This is a genomic window from Bacteroides sp. CACC 737 (assembly GCF_013874375.1).
GTDB lineage: Bacteria > Bacteroidota > Bacteroidia > Bacteroidales > Bacteroidaceae > Bacteroides > Bacteroides uniformis.
Window position 1 is genome coordinate 3,989,025 of the sequence record NZ_CP059408.1, and the last position, 16,129, is coordinate 4,005,153.

13 protein-coding genes are annotated in these 16,129 nt (G+C 40.6%); 8 read left to right on the forward strand and 5 right to left on the reverse strand.

Translation table 11 applies throughout. From position 1 onward, the window contains the following. Positions 1-9 precede the first annotated feature (9 nt). Positions 10-1,008, forward strand: coding sequence for a glycosyltransferase family 9 protein (locus H1A11_RS16530; protein WP_005833792.1), 999 nt, complete (start codon positions 10-12; stop codon positions 1,006-1,008). On the opposite strand, the gene hldE is transcribed toward H1A11_RS16530, so the two are convergent. From hldE to H1A11_RS16555, 5 genes are all read right to left on the reverse strand, one after another. Further along, complete coding sequence (hldE, locus tag H1A11_RS16535) at positions 989-2,419, reverse strand: bifunctional D-glycero-beta-D-manno-heptose-7-phosphate kinase/D-glycero-beta-D-manno-heptose 1-phosphate adenylyltransferase HldE (RefSeq protein WP_119961740.1); 1,431 nt, start codon at positions 2,417-2,419, stop codon at positions 989-991. The two genes, H1A11_RS16530 and hldE, sit on opposite strands and share 20 nt — an antisense overlap. Continuing rightward, positions 2,416-2,904, reverse strand: coding sequence for a D-glycero-beta-D-manno-heptose 1,7-bisphosphate 7-phosphatase (locus H1A11_RS16540; protein ID WP_016272073.1), 489 nt, complete (start codon positions 2,902-2,904; stop codon positions 2,416-2,418). Before H1A11_RS16540 ends, hldE begins: the two co-directional genes overlap by 4 nt. Next, on the reverse strand, positions 2,897-3,478 hold the full coding sequence (gene gmhA, locus H1A11_RS16545) for a D-sedoheptulose 7-phosphate isomerase (protein WP_008662056.1): 582 nt from the start codon (positions 3,476-3,478) through the stop codon (positions 2,897-2,899). The genes H1A11_RS16540 and gmhA overlap by 8 nt, the downstream gene beginning before the upstream one ends. Positions 3,479-3,514: 36 nt before the next feature. Next, positions 3,515-4,264 carry a lipopolysaccharide kinase InaA family protein gene (locus tag H1A11_RS16550; protein WP_117599814.1) on the reverse strand — a complete coding sequence of 250 codons (750 nt, stop codon included), beginning with the start codon at positions 4,262-4,264 and terminating at the stop codon, positions 3,515-3,517. Between the two features lie 83 nt (positions 4,265-4,347). After that, positions 4,348-6,162 (reverse strand): LTA synthase family protein, encoded by a 1,815-nt coding sequence (locus H1A11_RS16555; RefSeq protein ID WP_117964287.1) that lies wholly within the window; start codon positions 6,160-6,162, stop codon positions 4,348-4,350. 261 nt (positions 6,163-6,423) lie between these two features. Here H1A11_RS16555 and H1A11_RS16560 point away from each other — a divergent pair, with 261 nt between their 5' ends. The 7 genes from H1A11_RS16560 to H1A11_RS16590 all read left to right on the forward strand — a co-directional run bounded on the left by H1A11_RS16560 (position 6,424) and on the right by H1A11_RS16590 (position 16,056). Then, a complete protein-coding gene (locus H1A11_RS16560) occupies positions 6,424-7,488 on the forward strand; it encodes a CDP-glycerol glycerophosphotransferase family protein (protein WP_117599812.1) in 1,065 nt (354 codons plus the stop codon). Positions 7,489-7,500: 12 nt separating this feature from the next. After that, a complete protein-coding gene (locus tag H1A11_RS16565; RefSeq protein ID WP_181757465.1) occupies positions 7,501-8,499 on the forward strand; it encodes a glycosyltransferase in 999 nt (332 codons plus the stop codon). 20 nt (positions 8,500-8,519) lie between these two features. Next, complete coding sequence (locus tag H1A11_RS16570; RefSeq protein ID WP_174646477.1) at positions 8,520-9,497, forward strand: glycosyltransferase family A protein; 978 nt, start codon at positions 8,520-8,522, stop codon at positions 9,495-9,497. Positions 9,498-9,583: 86 nt separating this feature from the next. Continuing rightward, on the forward strand, positions 9,584-11,842 hold the full coding sequence (locus H1A11_RS16575; RefSeq protein ID WP_181757466.1) for a glycosyltransferase: 2,259 nt from the start codon (positions 9,584-9,586) through the stop codon (positions 11,840-11,842). 68 nt (positions 11,843-11,910) lie between these two features. Further along, the gene (locus H1A11_RS16580) at positions 11,911-12,828 is read left to right on the forward strand and encodes a glycosyltransferase (protein WP_119961738.1); all 918 of its coding nucleotides are present in this window, start codon (positions 11,911-11,913) and stop codon (positions 12,826-12,828) included. Positions 12,829-12,842: 14 nt separating this feature from the next. Further along, positions 12,843-14,150 (forward strand): glycosyltransferase, encoded by a 1,308-nt coding sequence (locus H1A11_RS16585; RefSeq protein WP_117599807.1) that lies wholly within the window; start codon positions 12,843-12,845, stop codon positions 14,148-14,150. A gap of 64 nt (positions 14,151-14,214) precedes the next feature. Further along, positions 14,215-16,056, forward strand: a complete 1,842-nt coding sequence (locus H1A11_RS16590; protein WP_117599806.1) for an ABC transporter ATP-binding protein — start codon at positions 14,215-14,217, stop codon at positions 16,054-16,056. Positions 16,057-16,129 lie beyond the last annotated feature (73 nt).

The window sequence follows — 16,129 nt, forward strand, 5'->3', positions numbered from 1 at the left end:
AAATTTGTTATGACCAAATTCTTAATTATCCGTTTCAGTTCGATAGGGGATATTATCCAGTGTATGGGAATTATCGGTGGAATACGTGAACGGTTTGCAGATGTGGAAATTCATTGGATTACCCGGAAAGATATGGTGGGGACCTTGTCGATGGATGGCAGGATTGATAAAATCTGGGCGTTTGACAAGGAGACCGGACTTGCCGGGTTGTTGAAAATGGCGGCTGATTTGAGAAAAGAGCATTTCGACTACATTTATGACGCTCATAGTAATATCCGTTCCAACATATTGAAGCTGATAGTATCTCCATTGCCTTTTGTGAAACCTTACGTTGCTTTGCGGAGCAAAGAGAGAGGCAAACGCTTTTTGTTGTTTAAACTGGGAATCAATCATTTCGACAAGCCTTTCAGGGGGATGGTGTCTTTTCAGAAACCATTGAAGAAATGGGGAATTACGCATTTTCCGGACAACTATCACGACTGGCATTTCCCGGATGAAATACGTAGCAAGTATGAGAACTTTGTAACCAAAGATATGATTACGCTGGTGCCGTCTGCCAACTGGGAAATGAAACGCTGGCCCGTTTCCTATTGGAAAGAATTGGTTGCCCTTCTTCCTGAGTATAAATTTGTTATTCTGGCTGGTCCGAAGGATACTTTCTGTGAGGAAATCAGAAGTGCTGCACCGGAACGGGTAGTTAACCTTGCGGGACAAACCTCATTGATGGAATCTTCTTACATAGTGTTGCGTTCCAATCTGGTAATCAGCGCTGATACGGGTTTTATGCATGCCGCTGATTTGTTCCGTGTTCCTGCTTTTGCCTTGATGGGACCTACGGCCTTCGGTTTCCCTACGGGACCTACGGTGGAAATACTCGAAACAGCCCTGCCTTGCCGTCCGTGCACCAAAGACGGACGGGGTAAATGCAAGCTGGCTGTTTATCAGAAGTGTATGGTGGATATTACCCCCCAACAAGTCGCTGAAAAGATTATTGCTTCTCTTGGTTGATGGCGCCTATCGTCTTTGTAGTGGAATAACCGTCTACGAAAGGGATAGTTACTGTTTCTTGGGCGTACTCCCTGCCTACAATGTTTTCTATGGCATAGTCGCCACCTTTTACCAACACGTCCGGTGCAACTGTCTTGATGAGATTCAGAGGGGTGTCTTCCGTAAAAATCACTACGTAGTCCACTGCTTCCAAGGCTGCCAGGACTGTGGAGCGGGCGTTTTCATCATTGATGGGGCGCGATTCCCCTTTCAGACGTTTTACTGAGCTGTCCGAATTCAATCCTACGATAAGTACGTCCCCCAGTCTTTTGGCCTTTTCCAGATAGCACACGTGTCCTTTGTGCAGAATGTCGAAGCAGCCGTTTGTGAATACGATTTTGCGCTCCTGCGCACGCAGTTGTTTTATAGTATCTGCAAGTTGGGGAATAGGAATAAGTTTGCTGGCCGGTTTCCCGATTTGTAGCTCGTCCTGCAACTCTTTGAACAGAATGGGGCTGGTGCCTATTTTCCCGACTACAATGCCGGCCGCTTTATTGGCAAGATAAATGGCATCTGCAATAGGGATACCGGCTGCCAGCGCAGCTGCTAAAGTTGCCACGACAGTATCGCCTGCACCTGAAACGTCATATACTTCCCTTGCTTCGGTAGGAATGTCTTGTGAGACTTCCGGAGCTATATATGACATCCCTTTTTCGGAACGTGTCACTAATAGAGAAGTAAGGTTATACTCCTTCAGTATCCGGTCTGCCGCGCTATGGATTTCTTTATCCTCATTTCTCACATCCATTCCCGAAACGGCTGAAAGTTCTTTTAGATTGGGGGTGATGATGGTTGCGGAACGGTATTTCTCCCAATTTGTCCCTTTGGGGTCTATAATGACCTTCTTCCCTTGCCCGGCAGAGGCGGATATAACCTGCTGGCATACTGTATCATTGCATACTCCCTTGCCATAATCCGAAATCACGACAATGTCCACTTCGGGGAGTGCACGCTTCACGGCATCCAGCAATTTCTGCTCAGTCTCTTCGTTCAGGCATTCATTTTCTGTTTCAAAGTCCAGCCGTACTACTTGCTGGCTGTTGCCTATTACGCGGGTTTTGGTGATGGTCGGGTGGTCCGTATAAAACAGTTCGTTTCTGATACCCAAATCAGCGAACATCTCCTGCATTGTGTTTCCGTTGTGGTCGTTGCCAAGCAGGCTGACGACATACGGCGAGCAACCCAGTCCCAACAGATTTCTTGCAACATTGGCCGCTCCTCCCAATACATTGTAGGTGCGGGTGACACGGACCACTGGTACGGGGGCTTCGGGAGAAATCCTTTTCACGTCCCCTATATGGTAAGTATCCAGCATCACGTCTCCGATAACGAGTACCTTCTTTCCCTTTATACTGTTTAATTCTGTATTCATAATAGGTTGTTTTTTAATTGGTTGGCCCAATATAGAAGTGAGTGCTCAGAGGTGACCCGGAAGGACTTGACACCACTTCTTTCGCCGCATTCCGTATCCGATTTCTTATCTCCGAACATATAGGATTGGGATGGGTCGATTTCATATTTCTTCATCGCTTCCGTCACCATGAAAGGAGAAGGCTTACGGCATTCGCAATGTTCTTCCGGAGCGTGAGGGCAAGTATAGAAATCGTTCAGTATAACTCCATGTTTTTCCAGCTCTTGGGCGAGTGCCCGGTTGAACTGTTCGGCGTCCTCCAGCGTAAAGTAGCCACGTCCAATGCCGGATTGGTTCGTGATGACAATCAGCAGATAACCCAATTCCTGAAAAATACGGAGTGCTTCGGCTACACCGGGCAATAATTCAAGCTCTTGGGTCTTATAAACGTAGCCGAAATCAACATTGATGGTACCGTCCCGATCAAGGAAAATCGCTTTATTCATGGGAGAACAGTTTATTGTCAACGATGCCGCACAAGATATGTCCGATAGTTATGTGCACTTCTTGAATCCTGGCAGATTCGGCGTGCTGTATAATCAACGGGTAATTGCAAAGTTCCTTGCACCTTCCTCCATCCCTTCCCAGGAGTCCTATGGTGGTGATGCCCATAGATTGTGCCTTCTGCAAGGCATGCTCCACGTTGGGAGAGTTGCCGCTGGTAGAAAGGCCTATCAGAATATCACCTTTCGTTCCCAAGGCTGCTGTCTGCCGTTCGAAGACGCGGTCGAAGCCATAATCATTGCTGACTGCGGTCAGGATGGAAGTGTCGGTTGTCATGGCGATGGCGGGCAGGCCTTCCCGTTCGGTCACGAAACGTCCGACGAGTTCGGCAGCGATATGCTGGGCATCGGCTGCACTGCCGCCGTTACCGCAAAGCAAGACTTTGTGCCCTTGTCGAAGGGCTTGTACTATCAGATTGCCGACAGTTTCAATGTCGGCAAGCATTTGCCGGTTGTTCAGGATATTTTCTTTGAGCCTGATACCTTCTTGGATGGACTGGGTGATATAATCTTGCATAATTTTCTAATCTCGTTGGTACAAAGATACGACATTTCAGAAATGAAGCTTGCTTTTGACGAAATTTTTAAATTGTCTTTGCTTTCTCCATTTCAGTCTGCTGAAGAGAGTGAAGAATATGCATTCTTCAATATCGAATCCTCTTTGCTCGGCATATAGAGGTATTATTTTCATGAAGTCATCGGCGGGAATACCCAGTTGGCTGAAGGCATTCATGGACATTCTGATACCGGGCACTTTACCGAGCTTCAGGCGGTTGATGTCAATGAGGGCGAAGTGATATTTGCCGTTTGTCTTCCGGTAAAATATATTCTTGGGATTATAGTCTAGTGGCAAGACCTTGTTCAGATGTAATTGGAGAGTGAAGTCTACGAGGTCATGTCTTAGCCGTTTTTTCTCTTCTTCCTCCATTTCCATACCGAACATATCCGTTACAAGCGGGTAGGGGAGGTATTCGGAAATAAAGTATCCGGTGTGGAAGAAACCATTCTTTTTGATTTCTATATAAGCTACCGGAGGGGCGGTCTCTATTCCCCGTTGCAGAAAAAGTTCTGCATATTCAAAGGCGCGCTGCGCTTTGCTTTTGCGAAACCAAGTGTAAATGAGACAGTTTATGAGGGCAGGTCTTTTGTATTTTTTGATTACGAAGTCCTTGTCTCCGAACCGCACTCTTTCGACTGTGTTTCTTCGGTTACAATAAACCTCTTCCCGTTCATATTCTTCCGATGGGATGGCTCGGATATAACTCTCGTAGGCGGCATAATGCGGATGAATATGTACCTTCATTGTTTTTATTTACATTTTACTTCTTTTGAACGGTGCAAAGATAGTGCAAACCGAAAGCAGAACAAAATGAACTTGTTCATTTTTTATTTTGAGGTGCCGCTTATCTTCGCTTTTGAGCAAAGATAATCAAAATGTATCATCTGGTCGGAAATATCGTATGCTTTTTGGGCGAACTCGGCTTCTGCCGGGGTGGGCTCTTCACCTACCACCTCCATTTGGGGGCTGATGGCGAATCCTTTCTTGCATGGGTCGAGGATGCTTTGGCCCAATCCGCTCCAGTAGTAATCATCCAGTTGGAGCAGGTTCAGCAGGGTGGGGTACATATCGATTTGTCCCATCACTTTATCATAACGCATGCCTACCGGAGAGTTTACTATGATGAAAGGGGTGAATGTCTTGTCGGATACGATACCCTTGCCACCGGGGGCGTTGCACAATTCTTCACGGTAGGTAGCCAGTCCTTCGTGGTCACCGGTGATGACGATAAGGGTCTCGTCGTATTGTGGGAGTGTTTTCAGGTACTCTACGAATTTTCCTATCGCCTTGTCCGTATAGCGTGCAGTGGTCATGTAGTCATTCATTTTCTGTGGAATGGCCGGAGAGAAATGAATCTCTTTCAATTCTTCTGGCAATTTGAAGGGAGCATGGCCGGAGTAGGTCACCAGCTGCATGTAAACATTCTCCCCCTTCTTCCAGATTTCCCCCTTCTCTATTTTTTGGCGGCATTGCGCCAGGAAGGAGCCGTCTCCGGTACGTTTGTGCGTGCCAAAAGCTTCTGTCAGTTCAAAGTCATGATAAGCAATGATGGTGTCGGTCCCGAAACTGTAGGCTATGACGCCTTGGTTCCAGGTCGATACTTTATCAATGGTCAGGAGGTAGTTGCGCGAGTTCTTCTGCTGATGCATGGCTTTCTGCAGGGTTCCGTAGGTGTGGTCAGGATATTGGCTGCTGTATGTGCCGCTGTTGATAGGCAGCATACCGGCGCAAAGCAACAGCTGTGCATCAATGGAGCGCCCTCCTTTCACTTGCGTTAGTACGTGGGGAGCGTATAAGGTGGTGGAGTCTTGCAGCAGTTTGTTGAGATATGGAGTAATCTCTTGCCCTTCCACTTCCCTTTCGAGTACCCAGCTTTCCAGAGATTCTGCCAGGATGACGATGCAGTTGTTGCGGATTCCGATACGTCCGGCCAAAGGGTGATGTCCGGGTTTCTGGCTCAGCCACTCCTTTATCTCTTGCTGTATCTGTGGGGTGGCCTCCTGCTTCTGGTTGATGAGGTCATAGCATAGGCTTCCGAAGACGGTATACATGGAAGTGGTGCTTGCACACAGATAGGCTTTCTGGCGGACGGTGTTGTATGCTTCCTTGAATCCTCCTTTGGCCAGGGTGGTGATGGCAAACAGCAGGATACCGATTCCCAAAGCCCCTCCGTAATACTTGTATGATGTTCTTCCGGCGGTATTTCTTTTGTAATGCCAATAAAGGGGGATACTGGCAATGGTAGATAGAGGGAAGAAGATGTCGTACCAGCGGAAAGAGTCATAAACGCTTCCGGTGAAATCGGCTAGGTTTCCAGAAAGTCCATAGCTGTTAAGTGGAATGGCAGTATAGTAGGTGCGGAAATACATCAGGTTGACAATCAGTAGTATATCCAGCAAAAGCATGATGACTATCTCTGTTTTCCAGAACCGGAAGAACTTATAGGGGACGAGAAGTACGAGGGTGGCTATTATTTTGGTCGCATAAAATTCGATGGTAGAGAATGAAGCGAATGTGGTGGGTATGCTCCAGATGAAATCGAATAGCAGGAATTTGAAAAAAATGGTGATTCCGAATAAAAGAGTCACTTTATCTGTTGCTCCTTGTTGGCTGTTGGAGCAATGAAAAAGATTTCTTCTCATAAAATAGTACTTTTAAAATAGTGGGGTGCAAAGATAGATATTTTAGAGAAGAAAAAGCTTCATAAACAGCAACTTTTGGAGAAAAGTTGATAAAAGTCATTTTTTTTTCTGGATTGATGCAGTATATGCAGAATTCTTGTATTTACTTTGCAGACGTTTAAAGCAAAGAAAGCAAAACTGTTACAAACTAAGGGCTGAATTTTATTGTTCTATTGGTAAAATGAGGTGACGATTGTGTCGTTGCCGTGATATTTTGAGTGTATGAAGAAGCATTATTTATTTTTCGTTTCGGTAGCCTATTCCTATCCTATACTTCGCCCGCTTCAGGACGAAATCAGGCGTAGAGGGGATGATGTTGCATGGTTTATCGAGTCAGACTGCCCGGTTCTGTTGGCCCAGGATGAGAGGTGGCTTCAATCCGTCCAGGAAGTGATGGATTATCAGCCTATTGCTGTTTTTGCACCGGGCAATTATATTTATGATTTCTTCCCGGGAGTGAAAGTCTCCCTTTTCCATGGCTACCCCATCAATAAGCGTGGCGATGAAAAGGATGACCATTTTTCTGTTCGCGGATGGTTCGATGTCTATTGCACACAAGGAGAAACGAGCACTCTTCCCTTCAAGGAGCTTGAGAGGAAATACGGCTTCTTTAAGGTATATGAAACTGGCTGGTGCAAGGCGGATACTTTCGTGAAGGAACGTGCACATACTCCTCATAATGCACGTCCGGTAGTCTTGTACTCTTCTACGTTTACCAAAAATATAACTTCTGCTCCTCATCTGTTTGATACCATCAAGAGACTGGTGCGCGAGAAGAACTGGGATTGGATTATTTCGTTCCATCCGAAATTTTCGGATATGGAAGTCCTCAAGAAATACAAGGAACTGGCCGCTTCCTGCCCCAATATTACTTTCCACGAGAGTGGACTTGTTGATGCCAAGCTGCTGAACAGTGCGGATGTATTGTTGTCCGATGCTTCGTCTGTGATTGTTGAGGCGATGATGTTGGACAAACCGGTTGTGACCTATTGTAACACCATGCCAGGGGATCATTTGCTGAATGTCACTGAGACGGATGCTGTAGAAGGAGCGATAGAAAAGGCCATTTCCCGTCCGGCAGAACTGATGGAGCGGATGCGTGCCTACGTGCACAAGCATGAGGCGCATCTGGACGGTGAGTCCTCTTCACGGGTACTGGATGCCGTAAACAACTACATCTGGTATTTTCAAGGTAAGACCAGAACCAAGCCTTGGAATCTGGTACGTAAGTTTAAATTGCGATGGCGGGTGGGCTATCCGTTGATGGCCACTTTGCGGTTGTGGTAATTGTTGCGGCTTATGGAGAACGCTGAATCATTGCCTCTGATAAGTATTATTGTACCGGTCTATAATGTGAAGGATTATCTGAGTAAATGCCTGCAGTCCATTTGCGGGCAGACTTATAAGAATCTGGAAATAATATTGATTGACGATGGCTCTTCCGATGGTTCGGGAGAGCTTTGTGATTTATTTGCCCAAAGGGATGGGCGGATAAAAGTTATCCATCAGGCAAATGCAGGTCAGAGTGCAGCTAGGAATAGAGGTTTGGCGGTAGCTCAAGGTGAATTCCTTGGTTTCGTGGATAGCGACGACTGGATTGAACCGGATATGTACGAATTTTTGTACTGCTTGCTGAAGGAAAATGAGGCGGATATATCCATTTGCTCACATTGCCGGGACAAGGATGGGAGAAGTGTGGCGAAGTATGCTTCGGGAAAGCAGTTTGTGTTTACTCGTGACGAGGGTATCCGTGCACTGGCAGTAGATAAACATATAAGGAACTATGTTTGGGATAAATTATATAAGCGTTGCTTATTCTCTGATATAGCTTTTCCGCTCAATCGTATTTTTGAAGACATAGCTATCTCTTATCAAGTATTTTATAAAGCAGAAAATATTGTGATGCGAGATCTTCCTAAATACCACTATGTTATTCGAGAAGGAAGTGCTATGCTGGGTAAGTATAATCCCCAGAAAGAGTATCAATTGTTTTTGGCTGTATGTGAGCAGAATGATTTTATCCTTGCAAAGGGAATTTGGGATAGATCCCCTATATTTGTTATTCAGAGAGGATTGCATTTAATAGATCATATCCAGTTAGTGGAACGTTCTTTTGCGGCAGAAGATATTGTAAATAAGGTGCTTTTTGAAATACATAAGTACGATAGGTTTAGCTGGCGGCATATTGGAATATCTTGTGCGATAAAGCGTTGGATGATTTGTAATCATTTATTTTTATACCGCGGTATATATCATTTTTTCAGGTTAGTATTTAAATCAAAGCGGCATCGCTTTTGAAATGAATTTTGATAATAGTGATGAATAAAAAGCCATTAGTAAGCGTTATTGTACCTAATTATAATTATGCTCGTTTCCTGGAACAACGTATGGAGACGTTATTATGTCAAACGTATAAAAATATTGAGGTTATACTTTTGGATGATGCGTCTACTGATGAAAGTTTGGAAATAATAAAGTTATATCAACATAATTCCCGTGTTTCTCATGTAGAGATAAACACTTGTAATTCCGGTACTCCTTTTATTCAGTGGGCTAACGGATTGGCTTTAGCTCGTGGTAAGTATGTTTGGATCGCTGAAAGTGATGATTACTCAGAACTTTCTTTTTTAGATATGGCAGTTCCTTTAATGGAAGAAAATGAAGATGCTGCTTTATGTTTTGTGGGAAGCTTCTGTGTGGATGAATTTGGGAATAAAATTGGGATTGATCATGATAGATGGGGAAAAAAACAGTATTCTTGCAAAAAAGGATATAAGGTTTTTAATGGAAATGATTATCTCTTGTATAATATGTATTGGCGCTGTTATATATACAATGCAAGTGGGGTCCTTTTTAGACGTGATTTTGCGGAGACGGTGGATAAGACAAAATATTGTTCTATGAGATCCAGTGGAGACTGGCTGTTTTGGATTGAGATGATGCGTCAAGGAAAGGTGATTGAGATATATAAAAAGTTGAATTTTTTTAGATATCATCAATCTACTTCGATGAAAGCGAAAAAGGCGGGTATTGCTTTGGAAGAGGATTTTGAGATTATAAAACAAATGGAAAAATATCTACCTCAACTAACTTTTTATAAAAGAACGCTAAGGCGTGGTGTCTTTTATAAAAAAATAAAGAGAGCTGATGTTGACCCTATGATAAGGCTTTCTTTATTTAATAGATTGAAAGAGGATTTAGGAGGTGGGTTTGGCGCATATGTAATAGAAAGAATTAATAGGTATTTAAGTTTCTTTTTACCTTGTTTATGTACGGAACAAAGGGAACGCTTATGATTTTAGGCAGTTGCTTGAATCTTTTAAACGATTGTGGTATAATTTAAGTATTGTGACATAAATAGACTATATAAAATTTGACTGTTATGAATGGAAATAAGATTACCTTTTGGAGACGTAAATTTTTGTCATTTATATATGAGAAGAAGATTCGTGGAAATGGTATATACACTATTGAAAAATATAGAATACTGAAAGTAACTTTGCTTAAAAAGGTGATTTCTTATGATGAAGTTAATTTTACATATTTAAAATTCCTTCATTTTACTAGGAAAGTTTCAGAAAAAGAACTATTGTTTAAAGTGAATAATCGTTGTTTTGATGTTCTTGATATTCCTTTGGCTCAGGATAGTTTACCTTTAGTTAGTATTATTGTTCCAAATTATAATCATGCTCTATATTTAAGAGAACGTTTGGATTCAATTTATAGCCAAACGTATAAAAAGTTTGAGGTAATTCTATTGGATGATGCATCTTCTGATAATAGTGTTGAAATATTGACTGAATATGCTCAGAAATATCCACAAAAAACCCGTTTAATAGTCAATGAGAAGAATTCGGGAAAAGTTTTTGCTCAATGGAATAAGGGATTGAGTTTGGCCAAAGGAGAGTATATATGGATAGCTGAAAGTGATGATTATTGTGATAAAGGTTTTTTAAAAGAAGTACTTTTAGGGTTGCGCCACCAATCGGTAATGCTTTCCTTTGCAAGGAGTGTATTCATGAAAGATGGTAAAAAAATATGGTCAATAGAGAGATATCTAAAGGATTCGTCAATATCTTGGAATGCTCCTTTTGTTATGTCGGCTCACATGCTTGTGAATAAGGCTTTTGGGATTAAAAATGTAGTCCCAAATGTCAGTAGTGCGGTTTTTAGAAATGTGGGTACTATACCTGATGAGATTACTGCTATCTGGAAAGATATGTCCTTATGTGGTGATTGGTTATTTTATCTATGGTTGATTCGAGGAGGAGCTGTCAGCTATACTAATAAAGTGACCAATTATTATAGAATACATGAGAATAGTACTTCATTGAAAGTTCAAGATACATTGGATTATTATATTGAAACTTTTCGTGTTTCTTGTTTTGTAGCCCAGAACTATGCAGTAGATTTATCGATTTTTGATACTGTTAAGAATAACTTAGTACGGCATTGTATAGATAGAAAACATGAAAACAAGGTAGAGGAGGTTGAGAGAATATACGATCTTAATCAGATAAAAGAGTGTGCAAAATGTCGGCGTCCGAATGTTGCTATTTGCGGCTATTCTTTAATTCAAGGTGGGGGAGAGGTATTTCCCATTTATTTGGCAAATGAATTGAAAAAGCAGGGGATAGCAGTAACTTTTGTTGATTTTAGAAGAGCAAATTATGACGAAGGAATCAGGAAAAAACTGGATAGAGATATACCATTAATCGAACTTAGTGACGTTAAATTCTTTAATGGTGTAATTTCTGCTCTTGGAACGGAGATCGTTCATACTCATGAAGGGACTGTGGATTACTTTGTAGCTCGCGTTATAAGGAATAAGGAAGGTGCTTGTAAGCATATTATTACACTTCATGGTATGTATGAAGCTATTTCTAAAAAGAACTTGGATGGAATATTGGAGTTTGTGATCCCAAGCTGTTCTTGTTTTGTATATATTGCTGATAAAAACTTGCTTCCGTTTAAGGGCCTATTTCAAAACTTGCAATTTCGGAAAATAGGAAATGGGCTTCCGCAAATACCTATTGTTCCCCACGAAAGACTTGAGTTGGGTATTGAAGAAAATGCTTTTTGTTTGACATTGGTTAGTAGAGCTATTTTTGAGAAAGGCTGGATAGAAGCGATAGAGGCTGTAAAAATAGCAAGGAGGAAGTCAGAGCGACCGATTCATTTGATATTGATTGGGGAAGGAGAATGTTATGACTTTTTAAAAGGTAAAAACCTTCCTTCTTATATTCATTTGCTGGGACGCAAAAGTGATGTCAGGAATTATTTTGCTATGTCTGATGTGGGATTGTTACCTTCTCGGTTCAAGGGTGAGAGTTTCCCTTTAGTTGTGATAGAAAGTTTGATGAGTGGTTCTCCAGTCGTGGCGAGTGATATAGGAGAAGTTCGTAATATGTTGGCTGATGAAGCTGGTAATATGGCTGGTATGTTATTTAAACTTAGGGAGGGTGAAATACCAGTTGATGAATTGGCGCAGATTATTTTGCTTTTGGCTACAGATAATGAAAAGTACATGCAGTTGAAGAGGCGGACTAGTGAGGTTACTAAAAAAATGAATATTACTCATACTGCAGAACGGTATATTGGTGTGTATAATGAAGCCTTGAATACTTTGCCAAAGGAATGAAGTTGTAGTAGTAAGCCTATGATAGAAGCATTTTGACTGCTTTATATGATTAATTGTTATAACTAAAGATGGAGAAAAAACTGGCAATAATTATACCTGCTTATAAAGCTCGTTTTTTGAGAGAAACTCTGGATTCAATACTTAAGCAGAATAGTTCAGAATTTATTGTATATGTGGGTGATGATGCGAGTCCGGAGAATATAGAAGGGCTTGTCCATGATTATGATGAGAAGTTAGATATTGTTTACCATCGGTTTAGTACGAATCTTGGAGGCGTAGATTTGCCTGGGCAGTGGGATAGATGTATTGCTTTATCCAATGAGCCGTTGGTTTGGCTTTTTTCTGATGATGATATAATGCCGTTTGATGGGGTTAAAAGAGTAATGCAGGCTGTTGAGAAATATGGAGATAAGCTGGTGTGTATGCGTTTCCCTTTAATGGTAATAGATGCTTGTGGTAACATGAAATATCAGAATCCTCCTTTTGAAACGGAACGGATTTCTGGATATGAGTTTTTATTGGATAAGTTATCAGGAAAGATTAGTTCGGCTGCTTGTGAGTATGTTTTTAGCCGTGATGTTTGGAAACAAATAAAAGGTTTTGTGAAGTTTCCGTTTGCATGGTGTTCGGATGATGCTACTTGGGCAAGTTTTGCCGATTTAACAGAAGGAATTATTTCTCTACCTGGGAGGGCTGTGTGTTGGCGAAATGTAGAAGGTGAGAATATTAGTAATTCTGTAGGTTTTGATAAGGAAAAGCTTAGAGCAACAGGCCTTTTTTTTAATTGGATAAACAGACATTATCCTTGCAATCTTAGAGATGCTAGATTGAGAAAAGCTTTAGAAGCTTATACTCATACGATTTTGTCTTGCTCAGTTCGTGGTAACTTCAGTTTGTGTGATCTTGTCCGTTTATGTTATGCTCTTGGTAAAATAGATTATGTTGCCGCTTTACACGTGGCGTATCGCCATTTGTTGAAAAAATGAGTTTTTGAGAAAATATGAAAAAGATACTTTTTATAATTCCCTATATTCCATATCCTTTAGATTCAGGAGGTAATCAGGCCTTTTTTAATATGGTTAATTATATCCGTAATCGAATGTCGGTGTCAATTTTGCTTTGCTCAAAATCCGAAGAACATGATAAAAATATAGTGGCCCTGAAAAAATTGTGGGCAAATGTAGATTTTTTTGTATATAAATGGCCTAAAAAGAAATCTGTACATATTGAAGTCCGTAATCCATTATATTACAATGTTTTGAAAAGAGTGAAGGCTTCTGTGGAGCGCAAAATGAGAAGGCAGATTGTGAATATGGGGGTAGATATGGAATCAGGTTTAGATCCAGTTCGCGAGAATTCTGCTCTTTTAAGATCGGTTTTTGAGCCCCTTGAATCTGGATATGCTCAATATATTTGTCAGGTTATAAAGCAAGGATATGATATTATTCAGGTTGAATTTTATGAATTGATTTCTGTAGGATATTTATTGCCGGAAAATGTACAAACGATTTTTGTGCATCATGAATTAAGATATGTCCGTAATGCTAATGAAATGTCTTTGTTTGAAGAGATGACAGATGAAGATCGCATGCTTTTCTCTGTGGCAAAGGACTATGAGCGAGCTGCCTTGCTAAAATATAAGCATGTAATTGCTTTGACTGAAGTAGACAGACAACTGCTGATTGATTTTCTTGGTCGTAAAGAACGTATTTATGCTTCTCCAGCGGTGGTGCAGATGTCAGATACTTCTATTGAAGAATTTACTCCGGCAATTACTCATAGATTAACGTTTGTTGGAAGTGGAGATCATTATCCGAACTTAGATGCGATTACTTGGTTTTGCAAAGAGGTGGCTCCTTATTTGCATAAGCAAGGATTCTCTTTTGATTTTAGGGTTGCAGGACGGTGGGATTGCTCTCATATAGTAAGACTTTCTTCTGTTTGTCCAGAAATAAAATTTGTAGGTTATGTGGAGGATTTGAGTGATTTTCTTAAAGGTAGTATTGCTCTTGTTCCTATACGCATCGGTAGTGGGTTGAGAATGAAAATATTAGATGCTGTATCTTTGGGCATTCCTTTTGTTACTACTTCTAAAGGAGTAGAGGGGATTAGTTTTAATGATAATGAAGAGTGTTTAAAGGCGGATACAGCTATGGATTTTGCAGATGCGATTATTAGGTTGGCTAATGATAGTAACATGCAGTGTAGACTTGTTTTACAAGCTAAACGTAAATTAGAAGATTTATATGATTGGAAAAAGATGTTAGAACAGCGTATAGCTATTTATTCTCATATTCTGAATTTTTAAAATTTTTATTTTGAGTATTTAGGTATTTTCGTGTAATTTAGCAATTTAATTATAATCAAAACTTATGGTAAAACAGTTTTTCTCTTTGATGAAGCGATATATCATGCCGTATCGCAAGTATTTAACGTGGGCATTGATACTGAATTTCCTTTCTCAATGGCTGAACGTTTTTTCTTTTATGGCTATTATTCCTATTTTAAACATATTGTTTAAGATTGACACTAAAGTGTATGAATATATGCCCATGGACTGGGGAAACTTTGACAAAGATGTTCTTATTAATAATGCTTATTATTGGATCAGTAATTTTGTTTTGGAACATGGCGCTTTTCTTACACTTGTTATGATGGGATGTATATTGGTTTTTATGACGTTATTGAAGACTGCAGGTTACTTCGCTTCTTCTGCAATTATGGTCCCTCTTCGTACAGGTATTGTTCGTGATATCCGTATTCAAGTATATAATAAAGTATTGGAGTTGCCTCTTAGTTTCTTTTCTGAGGAGCGTAAAGGGGATATTATTGCTCGTATGAGTGCGGATGTTACTGTTGTTGAGAATTCTTTAACCAGTTCCATTGACATGTTAATTCGTAATCCGATAGCTCTTTTGGTTTGCTTTGTCACTTTGTTTACTGTAAGTTGGGAGATGACTTTGTTTGTCCTTATAATTCTTCCATTGGCTGGATGGCTCATGGGAATAATCAGCCGTAAATTGAAAAGACAATCATCAGCGGCACAAGCCCAATGGGGAGATATAATGTCTCAATTGGACGAAACCTTGGGAGGATTACGTGTGATTAAAGCTTTTCTTGCAGAAAAGAAAATGTCTGCGCGTTTTGCAAAGACCAATAATGAATTTAGAAATGCTGTGAATGAAATGGTAATCCGTCAGAGTTCAGCTCATCCGATGAGTGAATTTTTGGGTACTTGTATCATCGTTATCGTATTGCTGTTTGGTGGTTCATTGATTTTGAGTAATACTTATTCTCCCATGGATGCAGCCACTTTTATTTTCTATTTAGTTATTCTTTATAGTATCATTAATCCCTTAAAAGAGTTCTCTAAGGCTTTTTATAATATACCTTTAGGGCTTGGCAGTATGGAACGTATTGACATGATATTAAAGGCTGAGAGCCATATAAAAGATCCTATGCAGCCCTTATCATTAAATGGCTTTGAGAATAAATTGGAATTTCGTGATGTAAGTTTCAGTTATATAGAGGGAAGACCAGTTTTGAAACATATTAATTTGACGGTTCATAAAGGTAAGACTATTGCTCTGGTAGGACAGTCAGGATCAGGAAAATCCACTTTAGTAGATTTGGTTCCTCGTTATCATGATGTCACAGAAGGAGCCTTATTGATAGATGGTAAGAATGTGAAGGATGTTTCCATAAGCAGTTTAAGGTCATTAATAGGCAATGTGAATCAGGAAGCTATTCTGTTTAATGATACTTTTTTTAATAATATTACATTTGGTGTCGAGAATGCTACGATGGAGCAGGTTGTTGAAGCTGCAAAGATAGCTAATGCACATGATTTTATTATGGAAACTGAGAAAGGATATGATACTATGATTGGTGACCGTGGTGGGCGTTTGTCTGGTGGGCAAAGACAACGTGTCAGTATAGCGCGTGCGATTTTGAAGAATCCTCCTATTTTGATTTTGGATGAGGCCACTTCTGCACTTGATACAGAGAGTGAACGTTTGGTGCAAGAAGCTTTGGAACGTTTGATGAAATCACGTACTACCATTGCCATTGCCCACCGTTTGTCTACAATCAAAAATGCAGATGAGATATGCGTACTTTATGAAGGTGAAATTGTGGAACGTGGAACGCATGATGAGCTTATAGCTCTTAATGGATATTATAAGAAACTGAATGATATGCAGTCACTTTCATAAATATATTTTGTGAGGAATATATGACTATTGATGGTCAGTGATTTTTTATGTAGACAGCGGATTAGTTAATAGT

Excerpts from the sequence above, each read along its gene's own strand:
- H1A11_RS16530 (WP_005833792.1), top strand. The coding sequence starts at position 10 with ATGACCAAATTCTTAATTATCCGTTTCAGTTCGATAGGGGATATTATC.
- hldE (WP_119961740.1), bottom strand. The coding sequence starts at position 2,419 with ATGAATACAGAATTAAACAGTATAAAGGGAAAGAAGGTACTCGTTATC.
- H1A11_RS16575 (WP_181757466.1), top strand. The coding sequence starts at position 9,584 with ATGAATGGAAATAAGATTACCTTTTGGAGACGTAAATTTTTGTCATTT.
- H1A11_RS16580 (WP_119961738.1), top strand. The coding sequence starts at position 11,911 with ATGGAGAAAAAACTGGCAATAATTATACCTGCTTATAAAGCTCGTTTT.
- H1A11_RS16590 (WP_117599806.1), top strand. The coding sequence starts at position 14,215 with ATGGTAAAACAGTTTTTCTCTTTGATGAAGCGATATATCATGCCGTAT.
- H1A11_RS16585 (WP_117599807.1), top strand. The coding sequence starts at position 12,843 with ATGAAAAAGATACTTTTTATAATTCCCTATATTCCATATCCTTTAGAT.
- H1A11_RS16570 (WP_174646477.1), top strand. The coding sequence starts at position 8,520 with ATGAATAAAAAGCCATTAGTAAGCGTTATTGTACCTAATTATAATTAT.
- H1A11_RS16555 (WP_117964287.1), bottom strand. The coding sequence starts at position 6,162 with ATGAGAAGAAATCTTTTTCATTGCTCCAACAGCCAACAAGGAGCAACA.
- H1A11_RS16550 (WP_117599814.1), bottom strand. The coding sequence starts at position 4,264 with ATGAAGGTACATATTCATCCGCATTATGCCGCCTACGAGAGTTATATC.
- H1A11_RS16560 (WP_117599812.1), top strand. The coding sequence starts at position 6,424 with ATGAAGAAGCATTATTTATTTTTCGTTTCGGTAGCCTATTCCTATCCT.
- H1A11_RS16565 (WP_181757465.1), top strand. The coding sequence starts at position 7,501 with ATGGAGAACGCTGAATCATTGCCTCTGATAAGTATTATTGTACCGGTC.
- H1A11_RS16540 (WP_016272073.1), bottom strand. The coding sequence starts at position 2,904 with ATGAATAAAGCGATTTTCCTTGATCGGGACGGTACCATCAATGTTGAT.
- gmhA (WP_008662056.1), bottom strand. The coding sequence starts at position 3,478 with ATGCAAGATTATATCACCCAGTCCATCCAAGAAGGTATCAGGCTCAAA.